Genomic DNA, 22795 nt, shown 5'->3' with positions numbered 1-22795 from the left:
GGATAACTACGGCTTTTACCCTGCTTTTAAGTATAGTTATCCACAATCGTTCGCACGATCTTTAGGCAAATTAGAGTAAATTAATCCAGTTTTTTACCCATTCCTCGGCCGGATCCTCGGGAATTTCATGTTCGGTCACGTCGATCTCAAGACGATCGCCGATCCTTTTCGCGCCTCTGGCGATCAACAGATCGTCGATCTGCTTGATCGCACCGCAGAAGGTGTCGTATTCCGAACTGCCCAAACCGACGGCGCCGAACTGCACCTCGGAAAGATCCGGCTGTTGTTCGGCGATCTGCTCCAGCAACGGCTGAAGGTTATCCGGCAGTTCGCCGGCGCCGTGCGTGGAAGAGACCACCAGCCAGCGACCGGTCAACGGCAGCTCATCCAGTTCAGGGCCGTGCAGCATCTCGGTAGAGAAACCCGCGTCTTCCAGCTTTTCAGCCAAATGTTCAGCCACGTATTCGGCGCTGCCAAGCGTACTGCCACTGATCAGAGTAATGTCTGCCATGAACCAACGATCCTAACCTTCTCACTCAAAGTGGCTGCATTGTACGCTGTGAATCGGCTGGGATCTACCTGTGGATAATGTGGGTATGCAATTTGGCGGGTTATGGCACGATGGTGCGCATAATGGGGTTCTGCAGCGAGATCAGCGTTTCGGTAGATTGGATCTCGTCGATGGTCTGGATCTTGTTGATAAGTACCTGTTGCAGCGCGTCGATCGATCGGCACATCACCTTGATAAAGACGCTGTAGTGGCCGGTGGTGTAATAGGCTTCCACCACTTCTTCCAGGCTTTCCAGCTTCTTCAGCGCCGAAGGATAGTCTTTGGCGCTCTTTAATATGATGCCGATAAAACAGCACACGTCGTAGCCCAGCTGTTTGGGGCTGACGTCGATGCGCGCGCCGGTGATGATCCCGGCCTGTTTCATCTTCTCTACCCGCACATGAATGGTGCCGGGGCTGACGGCGAAGTTTTTCGCCAGTTCGGCGTACGGTGTGCGCGCGTTGTCCATCAGAGCGTTGAGGATGCCGCGATCGAGATTATCGATCTGATAAATTTCCGCCATTTAATCCCCCATTAATTAACGATTGTTGAATTCTGTCCGGGTAAAAATGAACGATTAAAAGTGAAAAGGCAATATTGATTAGTGGATATTGAATTGGCGTATCATTTTGTTGCTTAATCGATGGCAACAGAGACAGGTTTACAAGAGATACGGCAATGAAAAAACAGTTTATCCAAAAACAACAACAAATCAGCCAGGTCAAATCCTTCTTCTCCCGCCAGCTGGAGCAACAGCTCGGTCTGATCGAAGTGCAGGCCCCGATCCTCAGCCGTTTGGGCGATGGCACGCAGGATAACCTCTCCGGCAGCGAGAAAGCGGTGCAGGTTAAGGTCAAAACCCTGCCGGACGCCACCTTCGAAGTGGTGCATTCACTGGCGAAATGGAAACGCAAAACCCTGGGTAGCTACGATTTCGGCGCCGGCGAAGGCCTGTACACCCATATGAAGGCGCTGCGCCCGGATGAAGATCGCCTGACGCCTATCCACTCGGTGTACGTCGATCAGTGGGACTGGGAGCGGGTGATGGGCGACGGTGAGCGCAGCCTGGACTACCTGAAAAGCACCGTGCGCAGCATTTACGCCGCCATCAAGGCGACAGAGGCGGAAGTCAGCCGCGAGCATGGTCTGACTCCGTTCCTGCCGGAACAGATCCACTTTGTGCACAGCGAAACCCTGCTGCAGCGCTACCCGGATCTGGACGCCAAAGGGCGCGAGCGGGCGATCGCCAAAGAGCTGGGCGCGGTATTCCTGATCGGCATCGGCGGCAAGCTGTCGCACGGCAAATCGCACGATGTGCGGGCGCCTGATTATGATGACTGGACCACGCCGGCGGCGGATGGCCTGGCGGGCCTGAACGGCGACATCGTGGTGTGGAACCCGGTGCTGCAGGATGTTTTCGAGCTGTCCTCTATGGGCATCCGCGTCGACGCCGCCGCGCTGAAACATCAGCTGGCCCTGACCGGCGATGAAGAGCGCATGAAGCTGGAGTGGCACCAGTCGCTGTTGCGCGGCGATATGCCGCAGACCATCGGCGGCGGCATCGGCCAGTCGCGTTTGGTGATGCTACTGTTGCAACTGTCGCATATCGGCCAGGTGCAGTGCGGCGTGTGGTCGCCGGAAGTGCGCGGGGCGGTCGAAGGCCTGCTCTAACCGCCTAGCGCCGCCAGCGGCGCATCAAACGGCTTTTCAGCCCGGTATCGAAGCGCCAGATATGATCGAAGATGCGCATGATGCCGGGTTTGCCGTAGGCGGACATCGCCACCGCATGGAAACGCTGCTGGTGGCTTTGCTGCTGCTGTTTCACCTTCTTTATTACCTCCTCCGGCAACCGCTGGGCGATAAAATCGGAAATGATCACCGCATCGGCGTCGAACCAGCCGCTTTCCGCCATTTTGGTGACGGTGGCGTTCAGGCAGGCCGCCAGATCGGTGCCGCCGCGAAACTGCTGGCCGAGAAAGCGCACCGCCTGTTCGATGCCGCTGGCGGCGGTGAGTTCGTAATGCACGATCTGGTTGGCGAACAGCATGATGTAGCAGCGGCGGTTGTCCGCCAGCGCAATGCGCAGCAGCGCCAGGCAGAACGCCTTGGCGCACTGTTCGTTGAAACCGCCCATCGATCCTGAGGTGTCCACGCAGACGATAAACGGCCCGCGCGGCTGTTGATCCTGCTGCTGATGGGTGACCTGGCGGATCAGGATCTGTTCCTGCCAGACGTCGCCCTGCAGGCGGTAGCTCAGCAGCCGCTTTTCCAGCAGGCGGCGATAAAACTCGAACTCCAGCTCTTCAATCCCCAGCGTCGCCAGCTCCGGCGGCAGCAGGCGCAGGATGTCGTCGCTTTGATGAATGCCGCTCACTTCTTCCGGCAGCGTGGCCGGCACCTGTACCATGACCCTGAACGGTTCGGGCTGCGCGTCCTGTTGCTGCACTGCCTTGGCCTGATAGCTGCGGCCCAGCTGCTGCGCCAGCTTTTTCAGCTCCGGCTGCTGCTGCAAAAAGTTGCCGTACTCCACCAGCCGTTGGTAATCGCCGCGCTGCAGCTGGCCTTTGCTCATGTCCCACAGCCTGCCGGCGGCGGTGTCGTTTTCCGACAGCAGCGGCTCCAGCGCGCCGCTCAGCGCCAGGCGCTCCTGCAGTTCCGCCATCAGCTGCTCGCGCTCTTGTTCCAGCAGCTGGTGGTGCAGCATGGTGGCCTGCAGCGTCAGGCTGATGCGCCAGCGCTGCAGGAACAGGGTTTGAAAGCTGTCGTCCAGCGGATGGTTGGGCAGATCGGCAGCGTCCACCAGCGCGCGCGCCTGTTCATAAAACGGCGAGACCAGCTGGCGCAGCAGCTCCATCGTGTCGTTGAGGTTGTGATAGAACTGGGTGTTGTTCTCCAGCTGGCACTGTTGGTAGCGGTAAAATTCCTGCGCCAGCGCCGGCGGCACCATGGCCTCCTGCAGACGCTCCTTGAGCTGCAGTTTCCAGCGTGGCAGATCGCGATCCAGCGCCCGGCGAATGGCCGGAAACTTTTTAAAGAACACCGACAGCTGCGGCGCCGCCAGCATGCCGACGATCATCTCCTCGATCATCTCGCCTTCGGTGATCGCCAGCAGCAGATCGAGCGTCTCCAGACTGAGCATGGTTACTGGCCGCGCATTTGCTGCAGTTGCTGTTTAACCTGCTCTGCCACCTGCAGCAGACTGGCTTCGATCTTGGCCAGGCCGGCGGCGGGGGTGAACAGACAGGGCTGATGCTGGCTGAAGGCGCGGCGCTGTTCCGCCAGGCGCTGGGCCAACGCGTCCATTTCATCCAGCAGCGCCTGCGGCGTGGCGGTGGCCTGTTTGCCCGGCAGCGCCAGCAGCGAAGGCTGGCGGCTGACGTCCAGCACCGTCAGGTGCAGTTGGTCGTCGACCTCCAAATCGATCGGCTGCGCGAAGCCGATGCCGTTCAGCTTGGCGCGCACGTCGCCGCCTTTTTGCAGCCAGTTATCCAGCACGCTGCTCTCGATGCTCAGATGGTTGACCTGAATGTCATGCAGCTGCAGCGGTTTTTGCAGCAGCAGAGTGAGAGTGCCGCCGGCGAACGGCGTGGCCGGTGCGTATTGCGGTTTGCGGCTGAACATGCCGCCCTTTTTCACCAGGCTGATGGCCTGCCGATCGCTTTGTTGTTGCTGATCCTGCAGCCAGCGGGTATGGATTTGTTGCAACTGGATCAACATCGACTGCTGCTGATAGGCCGATTCGGTCAGCAGCTGATCGATCTGCTGTTGCAGCAGCTTCAGCGAGGTGAGATCGTGCCACAGGCAGTCTTTCAGCAGCATCAGGTCGAGCGGGGCGATGGCGTCGCGCCCGCTGAAGAAGGCGCAGGCCTGCAGCAGGCGCAGGGCCTTTTTCCAGCGTCGGTCGGAGACGTACGGCGCCTGTTCCAGCGCGTCCAGCCGCTGACGCAGCTGGAAAATCAGCTCAAAGCAGGCTTCCGGCAGCGCCACCTTGTCGATCTGCGGTTGCCACTGCAGAAACTCTTCGTCGCTGACGCTCAGCGCCGCCGGCACCGGGTTTTGGCTCTCGTTCTGGCGGTTGACCAGCAGCGAGCGGAAATTCTGTTTATCCTGCACCTTGTCCAGCCACAGGCGGATCAGCATGCGGTCATATAAGGCTTCGAGGCTGTTGTCCGCTTCGGGCAGTTCGTTGGAGGCGGTGACCAGCAGGCGCAGCGGGATCGGTTCTTCGCTGTTGCCGTTGCGAAAGCGCCGTTCGTTGATCGCCGTCAGCAGGGTGTTGAGGATCGCCGGGCCGGCCTTCCAGATTTCGTCCAGAAACACGATCTCCGCTTCCGGCAGATAGCCGGCGGTCAGGCGCTGATAACGCCCTTCATCTTTCAGCGCCTGAATAGAGAGCGGGCCGAAGACCTCTTCCGGCGTGGAAAATCGCGTCATCAGGTATTCAAAGGAGCGGGCGTTGCGGAAGGCAAACTTCAGCCGGCGCGCGATCAGGCTCTTGGCGATGCCGGGCGGGCCGAGCAGGAATACGCTTTCGCCGCTCAGCGCCGCCAACAGGCACAGGCGGATCGCTTCTTGCCGCTCATAAAGACCGCTCTCCAGCGCGCTGCTGAGGCGGGAAATTCGTTCTGCCAGAAGGGATGATGGCGTCATATAATTGTCGCATTGTCCGAGAGTTAGCCAATCTTGGTCGATAATCCGATGATAAACCACCATTATTTTTAGTGGTATAGCTTATTGATTAGTAATATTTTTCTAAGTTGTGCCGGATATCCGGTTCACATTTTGTTTATTTTTCGGCTCTGATATAAGGGTAGGCAAGCCGTATAAATGGTGCATACTGTGCGGCTTTCTGGTGGGCGTGACGGATCTTTGAGCCCGTATTTTGCCTGATGCGGATGCATCGCTAACGGATGTTCTGATAAAGAAACGAATTATGAGCGCAGAGCATAAGCAGTCCTTATCGGCGGTAACCCTGGCGGCCATCGGCGTGGTCTACGGTGATATCGGCACCAGCCCTCTCTATACGCTGAGAGAGTGTTTCTCCGGCCATTACGGCTTCGATGTTCGTCCTGACGTGGTTTTCGGCTTCCTGTCGCTGATTTTCTGGATGCTGATCGTGATCGTTTCCCTCAAATATCTCACCTACGTGATGCGCGCGGACAACGCCGGCGAGGGCGGTATTCTGACGCTGATGTCGCTGGCCGGGCGCAACACCTCGGCGCGCACTACCGCGGTGCTGGTGATACTGGGCCTGATCGGCGGCAGCTTCTTCTATGGCGAGGTGGTGATCACCCCGGCTATCTCGGTGATGTCGGCGATCGAGGGGCTGGAAATCGCCGCGCCTGCGCTTGACGCCTATATCGTGCCGCTCTCCATTCTGGTGCTGACGCTGCTGTTCGCCATTCAAAAGCACGGTACCGGCAGCGTCGGCAAGCTGTTCGCTCCGGTGATGCTGCTGTGGTTCATCGTGTTGGCGGTGCTGGGCGCACGCAGCATCATTTCGAATCCGGAAGTGCTGCAGGCGCTGAACCCCAAATGGGCGCTCAACTTCTTCATGGAATATAAGAAGGTGTCGTTCTTCGCGCTGGGGGCGGTGGTGCTGTCGATCACCGGCGTCGAGGCGCTGTATGCCGATATGGGGCACTTCGGCAAGTTCCCGATTCGCCTGGCCTGGTTCACCGTGGTGTTGCCATCGCTGGTGCTCAACTACTTCGGCCAGGGCGCGCTGCTGCTGAAAAACCCGGAGGCGATCAAAAACCCGTTCTTCCTGTTGGCGCCCGACTGGGCGCTGATCCCGCTGTTGATTCTGGCGACCCTGGCGACGGTTATCGCCTCGCAGGCGGTAATTTCCGGCGTCTTCTCGCTGACCCGTCAGGCGGTGCGTCTTGGCTATCTGTCGCCGATGCGCATCATTCACACCTCGGAAATGGAATCCGGCCAGATCTATATTCCGGTGATCAACTGGACGCTGTACATCTCGGTGGTGCTGGTGATCATCGGCTTCGAACACTCCAGCAATCTGGCGGCGGCGTACGGCATCGCCGTCACCGGCACCATGGTGCTGACCAGCATTCTGGTCACCTCGGTGGCGATCAACAACTGGCACTGGAATCGCTTCCTGGCGATCGGCATCGTGACCATCTTGCTGATCATCGACGTGCCGATGTTCTCCGCCAACGCCCTGAAGCTGTTCTCCGGCGGCTGGTTGCCGCTGACCTTGGCGCTGGTGATGTTCATCATTATGACCACCTGGAAGAGCGAGCGCTTCCGCCTGCTGCGCCGCCTGCATGAGCACGGCAACTCGCTGGAGGCGATGATTGCCTCGCTGGAGAAATCGCCGCCGGTGCGGGTGCCGGGTACCGCGGTGTTCATGTCGCGCGCCACCAACGTCATTCCTTTTGCGCTGCTGCACAACCTGAAGCACAACAAGGTGCTGCATGAGCGCGTGGTGCTGCTGACGCTGCGCACCGAGGATGCGCCTTACGTGCACAACGTGCGTCGGGTGACCATCGAACAGCTGTCGCCGACCTTCTGGCGGGTGGTCGCAAGCTACGGCTGGCGCGAAACGCCGAACGTCGAGGAGGTGTTCCACCGCTGCGGGTTGGAAGGATTGCCGTGCCGCATGTCGGAGACCTCGTTCTTCATGTCCCATGAATCGCTGATCCTCACCAAGCGGCCGTGGTACCTCTACCTGCGCGGTAAACTGTTCGTCGCCCTGAGCCGCAATGCGCTGCGCGCGCCGGATCAGTTTGAGATCCCGCCGAATCGGGTCATCGAGCTCGGCACGCAGGTCGAGATCTAACCCGCCTGATAAGGGGCTCAGCATGGCTGAGCCCCTTTTGTTTGTGCTTTGTCCGCGCGTGAACGAAACGTTTCGATAACGATCACACTTCTGCATTGTCCCGGTTGCCTTCCCCTGCCGTTTTTTTAAACTCCCTCAGAGAGCGAAACGTTTCGCTAGCGGAGTGAGAAGATGAAAAAAGGCGTATTACTGAATTCCGACGTGTCTGCCGTGATTGCCCGGCTGGGGCATACCGACCAGCTCACCCTGTGCGACGCGGGCCTGCCGATACCGGCGGAAACGCAGCGCATCGATCTGGCGCTGACGCAGGGCGTGCCGACCTTCCTGCAGGTGTTCGCGGCGGTCACGCAAGAGATGCAGGTAGAAAGCGCCATCCTGGCGGAAGAGATCGTGAAACAGAATCCGCCGCTCCACGAGGCACTGTTGGCTGAACTGACCGCACTGGGCCAACGCCAGGGTAATACCATCAGCGTGCGCTATATCAGCCATCAGGCGTTTAAAGCACAAACCGGGCACAGCCGGGCGGTGATCCGCAGCGGGGAGTGTTCGCCTTACGCGAACGTGATCCTGTGCGCCGGCGTAACTTTCTGAGGCGCGTATGCAACCTTTACTGCAACTGAAAGGGATTGATAAAGCCTTTCCCGGCGTGAAGGCGCTTTCCGGCGCTGCCCTCAGCGTCTATCCCGGCAAGGTGATGGCGCTGGTGGGAGAAAACGGCGCCGGGAAGTCCACCATGATGAAAGTGCTGACCGGCATCTATCAGAAAGACGCCGGCAGCCAGTATTTTCTCGGTAAAGAGGTGGCGTTCAACGGGCCTAAGGACTCGCAGGAAGCGGGCATCGGCATTATCCATCAGGAGCTGAACCTGATCCCGCAGCTGACGATTGCGGAAAACATCTTCCTCGGCCGCGAGTTCGTCAACCGTTTCGGCCGCATTGACTGGAAGCGCATGTACGCCGAGGCCGATCGCTTGTTGGCGCGTCTCAATCTGCGCTACAGCAGCCACCGGCTGGTGGGCGAGCTGTCGATCGGCGATCAGCAGATGGTGGAGATCGCCAAGGTGCTGAGCTTCGAATCGAAAGTGATCATCATGGACGAACCGACCGATGCGCTGACCGACACCGAAACTGCCTCGCTGTTCAAGGTGATCAACGAGCTGAAGGCCGAAGGGCGCGGCATCGTGTATATCTCGCACCGCCTGAAAGAGATTTTTGAAATCTGCGACGACGTGACCGTATTCCGCGACGGGCAGTTTATCGCCGAGCGGCCGGTGAGCGAGCTGCAGGAAGATTCGCTGATTGAGATGATGGTCGGCCGCAAGCTGGAAGAGCAGTACCCGCGCCTGGATTTGCCGCGCGGGGAAAAACGGCTGGACGTCAGCCACCTTTCCGGCCCCGGCGTTGAAGACGTCAGCTTTACGCTGTATCGCGGCGAGATCCTCGGCGTGGCCGGGTTGATGGGCGCCGGGCGCACCGAATTGATGAAAATCCTGTACGGCGCCGCCCCGCGCAAGGCCGGCACCGTCAGCCTGGATGGCCGCGACGTGGTCACCCATTCGCCGCAGGACGGGTTGGCGAACGGCATCGTCTATATCTCGGAAGACCGCAAGCGCGACGGCCTGGTGCTGGGCATGTCGGTGAAGGAAAACATGTCGCTGACCGCGCTGCGCTATTTCAGCCGCGCCGACGGCAGCCTGAAACAGGCCGACGAGCGGCAGGCGGTGGGGGATTTCATCCGACTGTTCAATATCAAAACGCCGTCGATGGAGCAGCCGATCGGTCTGCTTTCCGGCGGCAATCAGCAAAAAGTAGCGATCGCCCGCGGCCTGATGACCCGGCCGAAGGTACTGATCCTCGATGAGCCGACGCGCGGCGTCGACGTCGGCGCTAAAAAAGAGATCTATCAGTTAATCAACCAGTTCAAGCAGGAAGGGCTGAGCATCATTCTGGTGTCTTCGGAAATGCCGGAGGTGATGGGCATGAGCGATCGCATTCTGGTGATGCACGAAGGGCATCTCAGCGGCGAGTTCCCGATTGAACAGGCCACCCAGGAAGCGTTGATGGCGGCAGCCGTCGGCAAGCAATACGGCGTAAAGCAGGAGTAATCAGATATGAGTTCCCAGACTATCGCAGCTAAGCGCTGGTTCAGTAAAGAGTGGCTGTTAGAGCAGAAGTCGTTGATTGCGCTGCTGGTGCTGATCGCCGTGGTCTCTTCCATGAGCCCGAACTTCTTCACCCTGAACAACCTGTTCAATATTCTGCAGCAGACCTCGGTGAACGCCATCATGGCGGTGGGGATGACGCTGGTGATCCTCACCTCCGGCATCGATCTGTCGGTGGGATCGCTGCTGGCGCTGACCGGCGCGGTGGCGGCGTCGATCGTCGGCTTTGAGGTCAACGCGCTGGTGGCGGTGGCGGCGGCATTGGCGCTGGGCGCCGCGGTTGGCGCCTGCACCGGGGTGATCGTCGCCAAAGGCAAAGTGCAGGCCTTTATCGCCACGCTGGTGATGATGCTGCTGCTGCGCGGCGTCACCATGGTGTACACCAACGGCAGCCCGGTCAACACCGGTTTCACCGACGTGGCCGACACCTTCGGCTGGTTCGGCATCGGCCGCCCGCTGGGCGTGCCTACGCCGATCTGGATCATGGCGATCGTGTTCATCGCCGCCTGGTATATGCTGCATCATACGCGCCTGGGCCGCTATATTTATGCCCTGGGCGGCAACGAAGCGGCGACCCGCCTCTCCGGCATCAGCGTCGATAAAGTGAAGATTATCGTTTACTCGCTGTGTGGCCTGCTGGCGGCGCTGGCCGGGGTGATTGAAGTGGCGCGCCTGTCGTCGGCGCAGCCGACCGCCGGCACCGGCTATGAGCTGGACGCCATCGCCGCCGTGGTGCTGGGCGGTACCAGCCTGGCCGGCGGCAAGGGCCGCATCGTTGGCACGCTGATCGGGGCGCTGATCCTCGGCTTCCTGAACAACGGCCTGAATTTACTGGGTGTTTCTTCCTACTACCAAATGATCGTGAAGGCAGTGGTGATACTGCTGGCGGTTCTGGTAGATAACAAAAGCAACAAGTAACCTCCCCCTACAGGAATCACGATGATGAAAATGAAAAAACTGGCAACCTTAGCTTCCGCCATCGCGCTGAGCGCCACCCTGAGCGCCAATGCCATGGCCAAAGACACCATCGCGCTGGTGGTGTCCACCCTCAACAACCCGTTCTTCGTCTCGATGAAGGACGGTGCGCAGCAAGAGGCCAACAAGCTGGGCTACAACCTGGTGGTGCTGGATTCCCAGAACAACCCGGCGAAAGAGCTGGCCAACGTGCAGGATCTGATGGTGCGCGCGCCCAAGCTGCTGCTGATCAACCCGACCGACTCCGATGCGGTAGGCAACGCTATCAAGATGGCCAACCAGGCTAAGATCCCGGTCATTACGCTGGACCGCGTGGCGAGCAAGGGTGACGTGGTGAGCCACATCGCTTCGGATAACCGCGTGGGTGGCAAAATGGCCGGCGACTTCATCGCCAAGAAAGTGGGTGCCGATGCCAAGGTGATTCAGCTGGAAGGCATCGCCGGCACTTCTGCCGCGCGTGAACGCGGTGAAGGCTTCAAACAGTCGCTGGATCAGAATAAATTCAAACTGTTGGCCAGCCAGCCGGCCGACTTTGATCGCACCAAGGGCCTGAACGTGATGCAGAACCTGCTGACCGCGCACCCGGATGTGCAGGCGGTGTTCGCTCAGAACGATGAAATGGCGCTGGGTGCGCTGCGCGCGCTGCAAACCGCCGGTAAAACCGACGTGATCGTGGTAGGCTTCGACGGCACCGCCGACGGCGTGAAAGCGGTCGAAGGCGGCAAGCTGGCGGCGACCGTGGCGCAGCGTCCCGATCAGATCGGCGTGATCGGTGTGGAAACCGCCGATAAAGTGCTGAAAGGCGAAAAAGTGCCGGCGACCATTCCGGTCGATTTGAAACTGGTCACTCAGTAAGTCATACCAGCGCCATCGGAACGGGGCGTTTACGATGGCGCGCAATTCAGGAATCAATGCGATGGAAACAGGTAAGCTGGTGGTTCTTGGCAGCATCAATGCCGACCATATACTCAATATTGAACAGTTCCCCCACCCGGGCGAAACGGTGATCGGGAAACAGTATAAGGTGGCGTTTGGCGGCAAGGGCGCGAATCAGGCGGTAGCGGCCGGGCGCAGCGGGGCGGAGATCGCCTTTATCGCCTGCGTGGGCGCCGACGACATCGGCGAACGTGTCCGCCGGCAGCTGGCGAGCGATCGCATTGATACCCAACCGATTGAAGCCATCGCCGACAGCACCACCGGCGTGGCGCTGATCTTCGTCAACGCCGAAGGCGAGAACGTGATCGGCATCGATGCCGGCGCCAACGCCGCAGTGACGCCGGATTACCTGGCGCGCTACCAACAAAAAGTGATCGATGCCGACGCTTTGCTGATGCAGTTGGAGTCGCCGCTGGAGACGGTGATCGCTGCCGCCCGCTTGGCGAAGCAGTATCACACGCAGGTGATCCTCAACCCGGCCCCGGCGCGTGAGCTGCCGGACGAGCTGCTGGGCATGATCGATATGATCACCCCGAATGAAACTGAAGCCCAGCGCCTGACCGGCATCGCCGTGGACAACGACGCCGATGCGGCGCGCGCGGCGCAGGCGCTGCACGACAAGGGTATCGCGACGGTGATCATCACCCTTGGCAGCCGCGGCGTGTGGCTGAGCGAAAACGGCAACGGCAAACTGGTGCCCGGCTTCAAGGTGCAAGCGGTGGATACCATCGCCGCCGGCGATACCTTTAACGGTGCGCTGGTCACTGCCCTGTTGGAAGGCAAGATCATGGCCGACGCGGTGCGTTTCGCCCATGCCGCGGCGGCTATCGCCGTGACCCGCCCTGGCGCGCAGCCTTCGGTGCCGTGGCGTGAAGAGATCGACGCCTTCTTGCAGCAGCAGGGGTGATCCTTTGGCCACCATGAAAGATGTCGCCCGCCTGGCGGGCGTTTCAACCTCTACCGTTTCGCATGTGGTCAACAACAATCGCTTTGTCAGCGACAGCGTGCGCGACAAGGTCATGGCGGCCGTGGAACAGCTGAACTATGCGCCTTCCGCGCTGGCGCGCAGCCTGAAGCTCAATCAGACGCGCACCATCGGCATGCTGGTGACCGCCAGTAACAACCCGTTTTATGCCGAAGTGGTGCGCGGCGTGGAGCGCAGCTGCTATGAACGCGGCTACAGCCTGATCCTGTGCAACACCGAAGAAGACGCCGCGCGCATGAACCGCAGCATGGAGACGCTGTTGCAAAAGCGCGTCGACGGTTTGCTGCTGATGTGCACCGAAAACCACCGGCCATCGCAAGATGCCCTGAGCCGCTACCCGTCACTGCCGATCGTCATGATGGACTGGGCGCCGTTCGAGGGCGCCAACGACATTATTCAGGATAACTCGCTGCTGGGCGGCGAGATGGCGACCGATCATCTGATCGCCTGCGGCTACCGCAAGATCGCCTGCATCGCCGGCCCGCAGGATAAAACCACCGCTCGTCACCGACTGGAAGGCTATCGCAACGCGATGCGGCGCGCCGGACTGCCGGTTCCGCCAGGGTATGAAGTGCATTGCGACTTTGAGTTTGAGGGCGGCGTGAACGCCATGCGCCAACTGCTGACGCTGGACGAGCCGCCGCATGCGGTGTTCGCCGGTAACGACGCGGTGGCGGTGGGCGTTTATCAGGCGCTGTATCAGGCCGGGCTTTCCGTGCCGCAGGATATGGCGGTGATGGGCTACGATGACATTGAGTTGGCGCGTTATCTGGCGCCGCCGCTGAGCACCATTCATCAGCCGAAGGATTCGCTGGGCGAACTGGCGATCGATGCACTGATCAACCGCCTGCAAAACCCGGAGCGTGCGCCCCAGGTGCTGGTGCTGACGCCCGAGCTGGTGGAGCGCGCCTCGGTGGGCCGCCGTTAACTCGCCGCCTTCGCTTCTTTCTTGCTTTCCTGGCCGCTGATCAAATTGCGGCCATCCTTCCTTCTCAGCAACATAAACACCAGCGCCGACGCCACGGTGACGATCCCCATGGTGATAAAGGTGTAGTGGAAGTGGTCGATCATGGTGCCTAACGACAGGGATTCGTAAAAACGCAGCACCGCTGCGCTGATTGCCACGCCGAAGCTGATGGACAGCTGCTGGGTGACCGCCAGGACGCTGTTGCCGGCGCTGGCGTTGGCGTCGTTCAAATCCGCCAGGCTGATGGTGTTCATGGCGGTGAACTGGGTGGACATCGCCATGCCCAGCACGAACAGCGGCAGGATCATCAGCCACAGCGGCATGCCCGGGCTTTGCAGGGCGAACTGGGCGATCAGTACCCCGATGATAACGGTGATGCCGACCAGCGTTTTACGGTAGCCGAACCAGCGCAGCACCTGAGTGACGGTGGATTTCGCCATCAGCGAGCCGATGGCGGTCGGCGCCATCATGCAGCCGGCGACGATCGCCGTATAGCCGAATCCCACCTGCAGCATGAGCGGCATTAAAAACGGCACGCAGCCAGTTCCCAGCCTCGAGGCGACGTTGCCGGCGATACCGACCGAGAAGGTGCGGGTTTTGAACAGGTCGAGACCGATCAGCGGCTGAGGATGGCGGCGTGCGTGCGCGATATAGCCGAACAGCATCACGAAGCCGCTGAGCAGAATACCCAGCGAAACGTAGCTCGCCAGCACCCGCTCGCCAAACAGCTCAAGCCCGGTAGAGATCAGCACCAGGCTCAGGCCGAACAGCATGAAGCCAAGGAAATCGAAGCGGCGCTTGGGCGTGGTGAAGTCCGGCATGTACTTGCGCGCATAGAAGATGCCGAGCAGGCCGATAGGGATATTGATCAGGAAAATCCAGTGCCAGGTGGCGTAGGTGACCAGCCAGCCGCCCAGCAGCGGCCCGAGAATCGGCCCGACCAGGCCGGGCATGGTGACGAAGTTCAGCACCGGCAGCAGTTCGCTGCGCGGGTAGGCGCGCAGCAGCGCCAACCGTGCAACCGGCATCATCATCGCGCCGCCGATGCCTTGCAGCACGCGAGAGGCGACCAGCACGCTCAACGTAGGGGACAGGGCGCACAGCAGCGAGCCAAGGGTGAATAACGTCACGGCGAAGATGAACACGCGGCGGGTGCCGAAGCGGTCCGCCAGCCAGCCGCTGACCGGGATCAGCATCGCCACCGTCAGCGTGTAGCTGATGACGGCCGATTGCATCGCCAGCGGTGAACGCCCCAGGCTTTGGGCGATAGCCGGCAGCGCGGTGTTAAGGATAGTGGCGTCCAGCGCCTGCATAAAGAACGCCATTGCGGCGATCCACGGTAGTCCTGCCATACTGCGCGCGGATTGGGTCATGGTCGGTCCTGGTTAAATGGTCGTCTGTCCCTCGTCTCTTTCTTCTATATATAAGCGGGGAGCGTGTCTAGTCTTTCTCTTTCAGCAGTACCTGGCAGGCGACGAGCGCGCCGGCGCTGTCCCCGGCGAGTATCGCATCGACGATAGCCTGATGATGGCGCAGCTTGATCACTTCATTGCCGGTGATGGCGCGGAAGTAGCTTTGGTACACCGAACTGAATAGGTTGGCGAACGAGGTCAGGAACGGGTTGCCGCTGGCCTCGTAGATGAGCTGGTGGAATTGGGTATCGACCTGGATCCAACGCTCGCGATCAAACTGGGTATGCAGCGCGCGCATTTCCGCCATCAGCTCCGCCAGCAGCTTGGTTTGCTGCGGGCTGGCGTGGTTTGCCGCCAACGCGCAGGCCTGCGGCTCCAGAGAGGTGCGCAGGATAAGGAAGTGTTGCATCACCTGATCGAAGTTTTCCCGCGTCATCCACCAGGTCAGTAAATCCTGATCGAGAAAATTCCATTGGCTTTGCGGCATTACGCGGGTGCCGATGCGCGGGCGCGGCAACAACATGCCTTTGGCGGCTAACATCTTTACCGCTTCGCGTACTGCGGTGCGGCTGACGCCGAATTGCTCACCCAGTTCCATTTCACCGGGCAGGATGCTGCCGGCCTGATAATCGCCCGCCAGAATTTGTTGGCCGAGTTTCTCTGCGAGCAGATAAGAAAGATTGCGTTGGGCGGCCTGTTGTTGTGCATTTAGCGGCATGGCTGCGGGTCCTTACTGACATCGTTATTTCTATTTTACTCCAGTGATCGCCAGCTTTTATGGCTGTTTGCCGGAAAAAGTGACATAAATTCGTCGCTTTTTCGCCCTTTTGTTGAAAAAAAGCGCGCTTGAAAAGTTTTTTGCATTTAGGGGTTGCGGCCCGCCGAGAACTCCCTATAATGCGCCTCCACTGACCGGGAACAACGACTGACAAGCCGCCGGGTCAGCGAGAGGAAAGCGAAATAAACGCTTGACTCTCTGGGTGAAAAGCGTAGTATACGCCACCTCGAGTTAGCAAGCGAAAGCGCCTAACTCACTGCTCTTTAACAATTTATCAGACAATCTGTGTGGGCACTCCACAAGACGATATCCAGCATCTTCGGATGCAAAAAAATATCAAGTCTTGAAGAGTGACTAACTGAAGTAAAATTCATGCAGTAAATCTTTGAGCATCGCTTCTCGAGTGGAAGCAAATCAAGCTTTTAATTGAAGAGTTTGATCATGGCTCAGATTGAACGCTGGCGGCAGGCTTAACACATGCAAGTCGAGCGGTAGCACAGGGGAGCTTGCTCCCTGGGTGACGAGCGGCGGACGGGTGAGTAATGTCTGGGAAACTGCCTGATGGAGGGGGATAACTACTGGAAACGGTAGCTAATACCGCATAACGTCGCAAGACCAAAGAGGGGGACCTTCGGGCCTCTTGCCATCAGATGTGCCCAGATGGGATTAGCTAGTAGGTGGGGTAATGGCTCACCTAGGCGACGATCCCTAGCTGGTCTGAGAGGATGACCAGCCACACTGGAACTGAGACACGGTCCAGACTCCTACGGGAGGCAGCAGTGGGGAATATTGCACAATGGGCGCAAGCCTGATGCAGCCATGCCGCGTGTGTGAAGAAGGCCTTCGGGTTGTAAAGCACTTTCAGCGAGGAGGAAGGTGGTGAACTTAATACGTTCACCAATTGACGTTACTCGCAGAAGAAGCACCGGCTAACTCCGTGCCAGCAGCCGCGGTAATACGGAGGGTGCAAGCGTTAATCGGAATTACTGGGCGTAAAGCGCACGCAGGCGGTTTGTTAAGTCAGATGTGAAATCCCCGGGCTCAACCTGGGAACTGCATTTGAAACTGGCAAGCTAGAGTCTCGTAGAGGGGGGTAGAATTCCAGGTGTAGCGGTGAAATGCGTAGAGATCTGGAGGAATACCGGTGGCGAAGGCGGCCCCCTGGACGAAGACTGACGCTCAGGTGCGAAAGCGTGGGGAGCAAACAGGATTAGATACCCTGGTAGTCCACGCTGTAAACGATGTCGATTTGGAGGTTGTGCCCTTGAGGCGTGGCTTCCGGAGCTAACGCGTTAAATCGACCGCCTGGGGAGTACGGCCGCAAGGTTAAAACTCAAATGAATTGACGGGGGCCCGCACAAGCGGTGGAGCATGTGGTTTAATTCGATGCAACGCGAAGAACCTTACCTACTCTTGACATCCAGAGAACTTAGCAGAGATGCTTTGGTGCCTTCGGGAACTCTGAGACAGGTGCTGCATGGCTGTCGTCAGCTCGTGTTGTGAAATGTTGGGTTAAGTCCCGCAACGAGCGCAACCCTTATCCTTTGTTGCCAGCGGTTCGGCCGGGAACTCAAAGGAGACTGCCAGTGATAAACTGGAGGAAGGTGGGGATGACGTCAAGTCATCATGGCCCTTACGAGTAGGGCTACACACGTGCTACAATGGCATATACAAAGAGAAGCGACCTCGCGAGAGCAAGCGGACCTCATAAAGTATGTCGTAGTCCGGATTGGAGTCTGCAACTCGACTCCATGAAGTCGGAATCGCTAGTAATCGTAGATCAGAATGCTACGGTGAATACGTTCCCGGGCCTTGTACACACCGCCCGTCACACCATGGGAGTGGGTTGCAAAAGAAGTAGGTAGCTTAACCTTCGGGAGGGCGCTTACCACTTTGTGATTCATGACTGGGGTGAAGTCGTAACAAGGTAACCGTAGGGGAACCTGCGGTTGGATCACCTCCTTACCTAAAGATATTAGTTCGAGTGGCGTGCTCACACAGATTGTCTGATGAAAAAGTAACGAGCAAAGCGCTACCTGTTGATGCCATGAGTTACTCATGCTGATACGAACCGATTAAGTTATTCAGTTTAATCGGATTTTCGTGTCCCCATCGTCTAGAGGCCTAGGACACTGCCCTTTCACGGCTGTAACAGGGGTTCGAATCCCCTTGGGGACGCCATTCCGATAATGAGTGAAAGACATTATCACCGGTCACGACAGGCCGAAAAAATCTTAAAGATGACTTGCGAGTCATGTTTAAGATATTGCTCTTTAACAATCTGGAACAAGCTGAAAATTGAAACATGACGGCTGAAATTTATCCCTCCGTAGAAGTACTGGGGTAAAGAGTAACCTGTCATAGAGTCTCTCAAATGTTTGCAGCGCGAACGATGGAAACATCTTCGGGTTGTGAGGTTAAGTGACTAAGCGTACACGGTGGATGCCTAGGCAGTCAGAGGCGATGAAGGGCGTGCTAATCTGCGAAAAGCGTCGGTAAGGTGATATGAACCGTTACAACCGGCGATACCCGAATGGGGAAACCCAGTGTGTTTCGACACACTATCATGTCATGAATACATAGTGGCATGAGGCGAACCGGGGGAACTGAAACATCTAAGTACCCCGAGGAAAAGAAATCAACCGAGATTCCCCCAGTAGCGGCGAGCGAACGGGGAGGAGCCCAGAACCTGAATCGGCTTGTGTGTTAGTGGAAGCGTCTGGAAAGTCGCGCAGCAAAGGGTGATAGCCCCGTACACTAAAATGCACAGGTCGTGAGTTCGATGAGTAGGGCGGGACACGTGACATCCTGTCTGAATATGGGGGGACCATCCTCCAAGGCTAAATACTCCTGACTGACCGATAGTGAACCAGTACCGTGAGGGAAAGGCGAAAAGAACCCCGGCGAGGGGAGTGAAATAGAACCTGAAACCGTGTACGTACAAGCAGTGGGAGCACCTTCGTGGTGTGACTGCGTACCTTTTGTATAATGGGTCAGCGACTTATATTTTGTAGCAAGGTTAACCGTATAGGGGAGCCGTAGGGAAACCGAGTCTTAACTGGGCGAATAGTTGCAAGGTATAGACCCGAAACCCGGTGATCTAGCCATGGGCAGGTTGAAGGTTGGGTAACACTAACTGGAGGACCGAACCGACTAATGTTGAAAAATTAGCGGATGACTTGTGGCTGGGGGTGAAAGGCCAATCAAACCGGGAGATAGCTGGTTCTCCCCGAAAGCTATTTAGGTAGCGCCTCGTGAACTCATCTTCGGGGGTAGAGCACTGTTTCGGCTAGGGGGCCATCCCGGCTTACCAAACCGATGCAAACTCCGAATACCGAAGAATGTTATCACGGGAGACACACGGCGGGTGCTAACGTCCGTCGTGAAGAGGGAAACAACCCAGACCGCCAGCTAAGGTCCCAAAGTCATGGTTAAGTGGGAAACGATGTGGGAAGGCATAGACAGCCAGGATGTTGGCTTAGAAGCAGCCATCATTTAAAGAAAGCGTAATAGCTCACTGGTCGAGTCGGCCTGCGCGGAAGATGTAACGGGGCTAAACCATGCACCGAAGCTGCGGCAGCGACGCTTAGGCGTTGTTGGGTAGGGGAGCGTTCTGTAAGCCGTTGAAGGTGGCCTGTGAGGGTTGCTGGAGGTATCAGAAGTGCGAATGCTGACATAAGTAACGATAAAGCGGGTGAAAAGCCCGCTCGCCGGAAGACCAAGGGTTCCTGTCCAACGTTAATCGGGGCAGGGTGAGTCGACCCCTAAGGCGAGGCTGAAAAGCGTAGTCGATGGGAAACAGGTTAATATTCCTGTACTTGGTGTTACTGCGAAGGGGGGACGGAGAAGGCTAGGCTAGCCGGGCGACGGTTGTCCCGGTTTAAGCGTGTAGGGGGTGTGACCTGGTAAATCCGGTTGCATACCAACCCTGAGGCGTGATGACGATGCACTACGGTGCAGAAGTAGTTGATGCCCTGCTTCCAGGAAAAGCCTCTAAGCTCTAGGTAACATTAAATCGTACCCCAAACCGACACAGGTGGTCAGGTAGAGAATACCAAGGCGCTTGAGAGAACTCGGGTGAAGGAACTAGGCAAAATGGTGCCGTAACTTCGGGAGAAGGCACGCTGGCATGTAGGTGAAGTCCCTTGCGGATGGAGCTGAAGCCAGTCGAAGATACCAGCTGGCTGCAACTGTTTAATAAAAACACAGCACTGTGCAAACACGAAAGTGGACGTATACGGTGTGACGCCTGCCCGGTGCTGGAAGGTTAATTGATGGGGTCAGCCGCAAGGCGAAGCTCTTGATCGAAGCCCCAGTAAACGGCGGCCGTAACTATAACGGTCCTAAGGTAGCGAAATTCCTTGTCGGGTAAGTTCCGACCTGCACGAATGGCGTAATGATGGCCAGGCTGTCTCCACCCGAGACTCAGTGAAATTGAACTCGCTGTGAAGATGCAGTGTACCCGCGGCAAGACGGAAAGACCCCGTGAACCTTTACTATAGCTTGACACTGAACATTGAGCCTTGATGTGTAGGATAGGTGGGAGGCTTTGAAGCGTGGACGCCAGTCTGCGTGGAGCCATCCTTGAAATACCACCCTTTAATGTTTGATGTTCTAACTCGGCCCCATAATCTGGGGTGAGGACAGTGTCTGGTGGGTAGTTTGACTGGGGCGGTCTCCTCCCAAAGAGTAACGGAGGAGCACGAAGGTTAGCTAATCACGGTCGGACATCGTGAGGTTAGTGCAAAGGCATAAGCTAGCTTGACTGCGAGAGTGACGGCTCGAGCAGGTACGAAAGTAGGTCTTAGTGATCCGGTGGTTCTGAATGGAAGGGCCATCGCTCAACGGATAAAAGGTACTCCGGGGATAACAGGCTGATACCGCCCAAGAGTTCATATCGACGGCGGTGTTTGGCACCTCGATGTCGGCTCATCACATCCTGGGGCTGAAGTAGGTCCCAAGGGTATGGCTGTTCGCCATTTAAAGTGGTACGCGAGCTGGGTTTAGAACGTCGTGAGACAGTTCGGTCCCTATCTGCCGTGGGCGTTGGAAGATTGAGAGGGGTTGCTCCTAGTACGAGAGGACCGGAGTGAACGCACCACTGGTGTTCGGGTTGTCATGCCAATGGCATTGCCCGGTAGCTAAGTGCGGAAAAGATAAGCGCTGAAAGCATCTAAGCGCGAAACTTGCCTCAAGATGAGTCTTCCCTGGACCTTTAAGGTCCCTGAAGGAACGTTTAAGACTAAGACGTTGATAGGCTGGGTGTGTAAGTGCAGCGATGCATTGAGCTAACCAGTACTAATGATCCGTGAGGCTTAACCTTACAACACCGAAGGTGTTTTGGTGAGACCAAGACAATATTCAGCTTGTTTACAGATTGGTTCTGATGGCTTCAGGAGAGTGAAGCGGTTGGAATAAAACGAATTTGCCTGGCGGCAATAGCGCGGTGGTCCCACCTGACCCCATGCCGAACTCAGAAGTGAAACGCCGTAGCGCCGATGGTAGTGTGGGGTCTCCCCATGCGAGAGTAGGACACTGCCAGGCATCAAACCAAGCCGAAAGCCCTGAACATCAGTTCAGGGCTTTTTGCTATGCGTAAAACGCAAAAAAGCGCAGCTACGCTGCGCCGTTCAACCACTCGACAATAAAGTCGGCGATGCTTTCCGGTTGATTGAGATCCAACTGCTTAGCCGCGATGGATAGTGGCCGGTCGCTGGCTACCGCCACGACAAACTGATCCAGCATGTCTTCCAACGGTCTGCCGATCTCGGCCCGATAAAGCAGGATCTTGCTGACCGGCTCATGTTTGAACCCTTCCACCAGGATCAAATCGACCTTATCGGCATCAAAACGTTCTGCCAGGTAGCGCAGGTCCAAAGGTTGTTGTTCCGGCGTTTCGGTCATTAATGCCCAGCGGCGATCGCTGGCGACCAGCGTTTGGTCGGCCCCCGCTTTGCGCAGCTCATAGCTGTCTTTACCCGGCGTATCCACATCCATGTCATGATGCGTATGCTTTATCAAACCAACCCTCACCTGGCGCTGTTTCAGCATCGGGATCAGCTGTTTGAGCAGGGTGGTTTTTCCCGTTCCGCTATAGGCACCGATGGCCAGCAAGGGGGGCAATGAACGATTCATTTCTTTAGCTCGCGTGCTTGCTGCCAATTCCGGCAGTCTTCCGGCGTATTCAGATTATGAAATGCCGCTTGTTGCCCGCTGAACACCACGCGTTGTGCGTTAATCTGATGCAAGAACAGCATCAGCTTGCGTTCACCCCGCGCCAGATAGTCAGCCAGCTGTGGCGCTGTTTGGGTATGCAATAACGCCAGCGTAGGATGATCCCGTTCGCCATCGCTGGCAAAGGCCGCTGGCGCTGCGCCTTTTTGCTGCCACAGCTGCGCGACTAAGTCGGCGGGAAAGTCGGGGACATCACAAGGGACGAAGGCCACCCACTCGTTGGGAGATTGCTTGAGCCCGGCGAGCATCCCGGCCAACGGCCCGGCGAAATTGGGCGTCAGATCGCCAATTACCGGCAAACCGCTCGTCTGGTAGCGTGCCTGATTGCGGTTGGCGCTGATGGCAACGGAAGCCACCTGCGGCCGTAACCGGGCCAGAACATACTGATAGAGTGCGATACCGCCAATCGACACCAGGCCCTTATCCTCACCGCCCATGCGCGTGGCTCGCCCGCCGGCCAAAATGACGCCGCTGATTTCTTTATGCATCTCGTTTATCCCGCCTTGTCGATGCGCTGATTGTAGCGCTAAAGCCGGCGTGACATCAGGATTTACCTTTATTGACAAGCCGGTTCTTTCACTGCGTGGGTAAGCCTGTTACTTTGTGAGTTTATTCATGCTATTGGACGATATTGAGATGAAAACGCATCGCGTAAACGAGTTGATCGAGCTGTTGCACCCGGCCTGGCAGGAAGATCCCGATCTCAATTTGATGCAGTTTTTGCAAAAACTGGCGAAGGAAGCGGGCTTCCAGGGCGAGTTGTCCGAGCTGAGCGATGATATTCTTATTTACCACCTGAAAATGCGCGGCAGCGCCGGCACGGATCAGATCCCGGGCCTGAAGAAAGATTACGAAGAAGATTTTAAAACGGCGCTGTTGCGCGCTCGCGGGGTTATTAAGGACTGACCTTCGTGCGGTGCGAGAAAGCATAGCTCGTGAAACGCGCCATTAATGCTACTATTTCTCATTCCCGGCACCGTGCTGTCAGCGATCAA

At 57.7% G+C, this 22795-nt stretch carries 17 protein-coding genes, 1 tRNA gene and 3 rRNA genes; 13 read left to right on the top strand and 8 right to left on the bottom strand.

The annotated features are described in order from the left end of the window. Window positions 1–70: 70 nt before the first annotated feature. Window positions 71–511 carry an FMN-binding protein MioC gene (mioC, locus tag C3F38_RS02130; protein ID WP_016929621.1) on the bottom strand — a complete coding sequence of 147 codons (441 nt, stop codon included), beginning with the start codon at window positions 509–511 and terminating at the stop codon, window positions 71–73. 100 nt (window positions 512–611) lie between these two features. Next, on the bottom strand, window positions 612–1073 hold the full coding sequence (asnC, locus tag C3F38_RS02125; protein ID WP_004933786.1) for a transcriptional regulator AsnC: 462 nt from the start codon (window positions 1071–1073) through the stop codon (window positions 612–614). A gap of 155 nt (window positions 1074–1228) precedes the next feature. Here asnC and asnA point away from each other — a divergent pair, with 155 nt between their 5' ends. Continuing rightward, a complete protein-coding gene (gene asnA / locus C3F38_RS02120; RefSeq protein WP_055317700.1) occupies window positions 1229–2221 on the top strand; it encodes an aspartate--ammonia ligase in 993 nt (330 codons plus the stop codon). A gap of 4 nt (window positions 2222–2225) precedes the next feature. On the opposite strand, the gene viaA is transcribed toward asnA, so the two are convergent. Both viaA and ravA read right to left on the bottom strand, forming a co-directional pair. Next, entirely contained in the window at window positions 2226–3689 is a 1464-nt protein-coding gene (viaA, locus tag C3F38_RS02115) for an ATPase RavA stimulator ViaA (protein ID WP_049200559.1), read from the bottom strand. Between the two features lie 2 nt (window positions 3690–3691). Next, window positions 3692–5200 (bottom strand): ATPase RavA, encoded by a 1509-nt coding sequence (gene ravA, locus C3F38_RS02110; protein ID WP_048232264.1) that lies wholly within the window; start codon window positions 5198–5200, stop codon window positions 3692–3694. A 283-nt stretch (window positions 5201–5483) separates the two neighbouring features. Between ravA and kup the strand changes: the two genes are divergently transcribed. The 7 genes from kup (at window position 5484) to rbsR (ending at window position 13337) form a co-directional block, all read left to right on the top strand. Further along, window positions 5484–7352, top strand: a complete 1869-nt coding sequence (gene kup, locus C3F38_RS02105) for a low affinity potassium transporter Kup (protein ID WP_038876047.1) — start codon at window positions 5484–5486, stop codon at window positions 7350–7352. A gap of 171 nt (window positions 7353–7523) precedes the next feature. Further along, window positions 7524–7943, top strand: a complete 420-nt coding sequence (gene rbsD, locus C3F38_RS02100) for a D-ribose pyranase (RefSeq protein ID WP_038876048.1) — start codon at window positions 7524–7526, stop codon at window positions 7941–7943. A gap of 7 nt (window positions 7944–7950) precedes the next feature. Continuing rightward, on the top strand, window positions 7951–9456 hold the full coding sequence (rbsA, locus tag C3F38_RS02095; protein ID WP_038876049.1) for a ribose ABC transporter ATP-binding protein RbsA: 1506 nt from the start codon (window positions 7951–7953) through the stop codon (window positions 9454–9456). Between the two features lie 6 nt (window positions 9457–9462). Further along, window positions 9463–10431: a ribose ABC transporter permease gene (gene rbsC / locus C3F38_RS02090; RefSeq protein WP_019455467.1), complete on the top strand. Its 969-nt coding sequence runs from the start codon at window positions 9463–9465 to the stop codon at window positions 10429–10431. A gap of 24 nt (window positions 10432–10455) precedes the next feature. Then, complete coding sequence (gene rbsB / locus C3F38_RS02085; protein ID WP_025160300.1) at window positions 10456–11343, top strand: ribose ABC transporter substrate-binding protein RbsB; 888 nt, start codon at window positions 10456–10458, stop codon at window positions 11341–11343. Between the two features lie 61 nt (window positions 11344–11404). Next, complete coding sequence (rbsK, locus tag C3F38_RS02080; RefSeq protein ID WP_047729590.1) at window positions 11405–12331, top strand: ribokinase; 927 nt, start codon at window positions 11405–11407, stop codon at window positions 12329–12331. A 4-nt stretch (window positions 12332–12335) separates the two neighbouring features. Further along, window positions 12336–13337, top strand: a complete 1002-nt coding sequence (gene rbsR, locus C3F38_RS02075) for a ribose operon transcriptional repressor RbsR (RefSeq protein ID WP_038876052.1) — start codon at window positions 12336–12338, stop codon at window positions 13335–13337. Here rbsR and mdtD read toward each other — a convergent pair. Beyond that, the gene (mdtD, locus tag C3F38_RS02070; RefSeq protein ID WP_015379462.1) at window positions 13334–14749 is read right to left on the bottom strand and encodes a multidrug transporter subunit MdtD; all 1416 of its coding nucleotides are present in this window, start codon (window positions 14747–14749) and stop codon (window positions 13334–13336) included. The two genes, rbsR and mdtD, sit on opposite strands and share 4 nt — an antisense overlap. Window positions 14750–14816: 67 nt before the next feature. After that, entirely contained in the window at window positions 14817–15506 is a 690-nt protein-coding gene (locus C3F38_RS02065; protein ID WP_033636503.1) for a FadR/GntR family transcriptional regulator, read from the bottom strand. Between the two features lie 483 nt (window positions 15507–15989). Here C3F38_RS02065 and C3F38_RS02060 point away from each other — a divergent pair. The 4 genes from C3F38_RS02060 (at window position 15990) to rrf (ending at window position 21110) form a co-directional block, all read left to right on the top strand. Then, window positions 15990–17531, top strand: a 16S ribosomal RNA gene (locus tag C3F38_RS02060). Window positions 17532–17671: 140 nt separating this feature from the next. Continuing rightward, window positions 17672–17747: transfer RNA gene (locus tag C3F38_RS02055), tRNA-Glu, on the top strand. Window positions 17748–17981: 234 nt separating this feature from the next. Then, window positions 17982–20889, top strand: a 23S ribosomal RNA gene (locus tag C3F38_RS02050). 105 nt (window positions 20890–20994) lie between these two features. Further along, a 5S ribosomal RNA gene (gene rrf, locus C3F38_RS02045) occupies window positions 20995–21110 on the top strand. The 16S, 23S and 5S rRNA genes sit together here with 1 tRNA gene alongside, the layout of an rRNA operon. A gap of 72 nt (window positions 21111–21182) precedes the next feature. Here rrf and mobB read toward each other — a convergent pair. Together mobB and mobA are read right to left on the bottom strand one after the other, a co-directional pair. Beyond that, window positions 21183–21701, bottom strand: coding sequence for a molybdopterin-guanine dinucleotide biosynthesis protein MobB (gene mobB, locus C3F38_RS02040; protein WP_038872517.1), 519 nt, complete (start codon window positions 21699–21701; stop codon window positions 21183–21185). Next, window positions 21698–22288 carry a molybdenum cofactor guanylyltransferase MobA gene (gene mobA / locus C3F38_RS02035; RefSeq protein WP_038872520.1) on the bottom strand — a complete coding sequence of 197 codons (591 nt, stop codon included), beginning with the start codon at window positions 22286–22288 and terminating at the stop codon, window positions 21698–21700. The genes mobB and mobA overlap by 4 nt, the downstream gene beginning before the upstream one ends. Before the next feature lie 148 nt (window positions 22289–22436). On the opposite strand from mobA, the gene C3F38_RS02030 reads away from it, so the two are divergent. Further along, window positions 22437–22706 carry a YihD family protein gene (locus tag C3F38_RS02030; RefSeq protein ID WP_004931268.1) on the top strand — a complete coding sequence of 90 codons (270 nt, stop codon included), beginning with the start codon at window positions 22437–22439 and terminating at the stop codon, window positions 22704–22706. Window positions 22707–22795 lie beyond the last annotated feature (89 nt).

The sequence above is a fragment of the Serratia sp. SSNIH1 genome (genome assembly GCF_002935055.1).
Lineage (GTDB): Bacteria > Pseudomonadota > Gammaproteobacteria > Enterobacterales > Enterobacteriaceae > Serratia > Serratia nevei.
This window is presented reverse-complemented; position numbering and strand designations above follow the sequence as displayed.

What these genes read in the sequence shown, in the direction of transcription:
- mioC (WP_016929621.1), bottom strand. Translation starts at nt 511, where the DNA reads ATGGCAGACATTACTCTGATCAGTGGCAGTACGCTTGGCAGCGCCGAA.
- asnC (WP_004933786.1), bottom strand. Translation starts at nt 1,073, where the DNA reads ATGGCGGAAATTTATCAGATCGATAATCTCGATCGCGGCATCCTCAAC.
- asnA (WP_055317700.1), top strand. Translation starts at nt 1,229, where the DNA reads ATGAAAAAACAGTTTATCCAAAAACAACAACAAATCAGCCAGGTCAAA.
- viaA (WP_049200559.1), bottom strand. Translation starts at nt 3,689, where the DNA reads ATGCTCAGTCTGGAGACGCTCGATCTGCTGCTGGCGATCACCGAAGGC.
- ravA (WP_048232264.1), bottom strand. Translation starts at nt 5,200, where the DNA reads ATGACGCCATCATCCCTTCTGGCAGAACGAATTTCCCGCCTCAGCAGC.
- kup (WP_038876047.1), top strand. Translation starts at nt 5,484, where the DNA reads ATGAGCGCAGAGCATAAGCAGTCCTTATCGGCGGTAACCCTGGCGGCC.
- rbsD (WP_038876048.1), top strand. Translation starts at nt 7,524, where the DNA reads ATGAAAAAAGGCGTATTACTGAATTCCGACGTGTCTGCCGTGATTGCC.
- rbsA (WP_038876049.1), top strand. Translation starts at nt 7,951, where the DNA reads ATGCAACCTTTACTGCAACTGAAAGGGATTGATAAAGCCTTTCCCGGC.
- rbsC (WP_019455467.1), top strand. Translation starts at nt 9,463, where the DNA reads ATGAGTTCCCAGACTATCGCAGCTAAGCGCTGGTTCAGTAAAGAGTGG.
- rbsB (WP_025160300.1), top strand. Translation starts at nt 10,456, where the DNA reads ATGAAAATGAAAAAACTGGCAACCTTAGCTTCCGCCATCGCGCTGAGC.
- rbsK (WP_047729590.1), top strand. Translation starts at nt 11,405, where the DNA reads ATGGAAACAGGTAAGCTGGTGGTTCTTGGCAGCATCAATGCCGACCAT.
- mdtD (WP_015379462.1), bottom strand. Translation starts at nt 14,749, where the DNA reads ATGACCCAATCCGCGCGCAGTATGGCAGGACTACCGTGGATCGCCGCA.
- C3F38_RS02065 (WP_033636503.1), bottom strand. Translation starts at nt 15,506, where the DNA reads ATGCCGCTAAATGCACAACAACAGGCCGCCCAACGCAATCTTTCTTAT.
- mobB (WP_038872517.1), bottom strand. Translation starts at nt 21,701, where the DNA reads ATGAATCGTTCATTGCCCCCCTTGCTGGCCATCGGTGCCTATAGCGGA.
- mobA (WP_038872520.1), bottom strand. Translation starts at nt 22,288, where the DNA reads ATGCATAAAGAAATCAGCGGCGTCATTTTGGCCGGCGGGCGAGCCACG.
- C3F38_RS02030 (WP_004931268.1), top strand. Translation starts at nt 22,437, where the DNA reads ATGAAAACGCATCGCGTAAACGAGTTGATCGAGCTGTTGCACCCGGCC.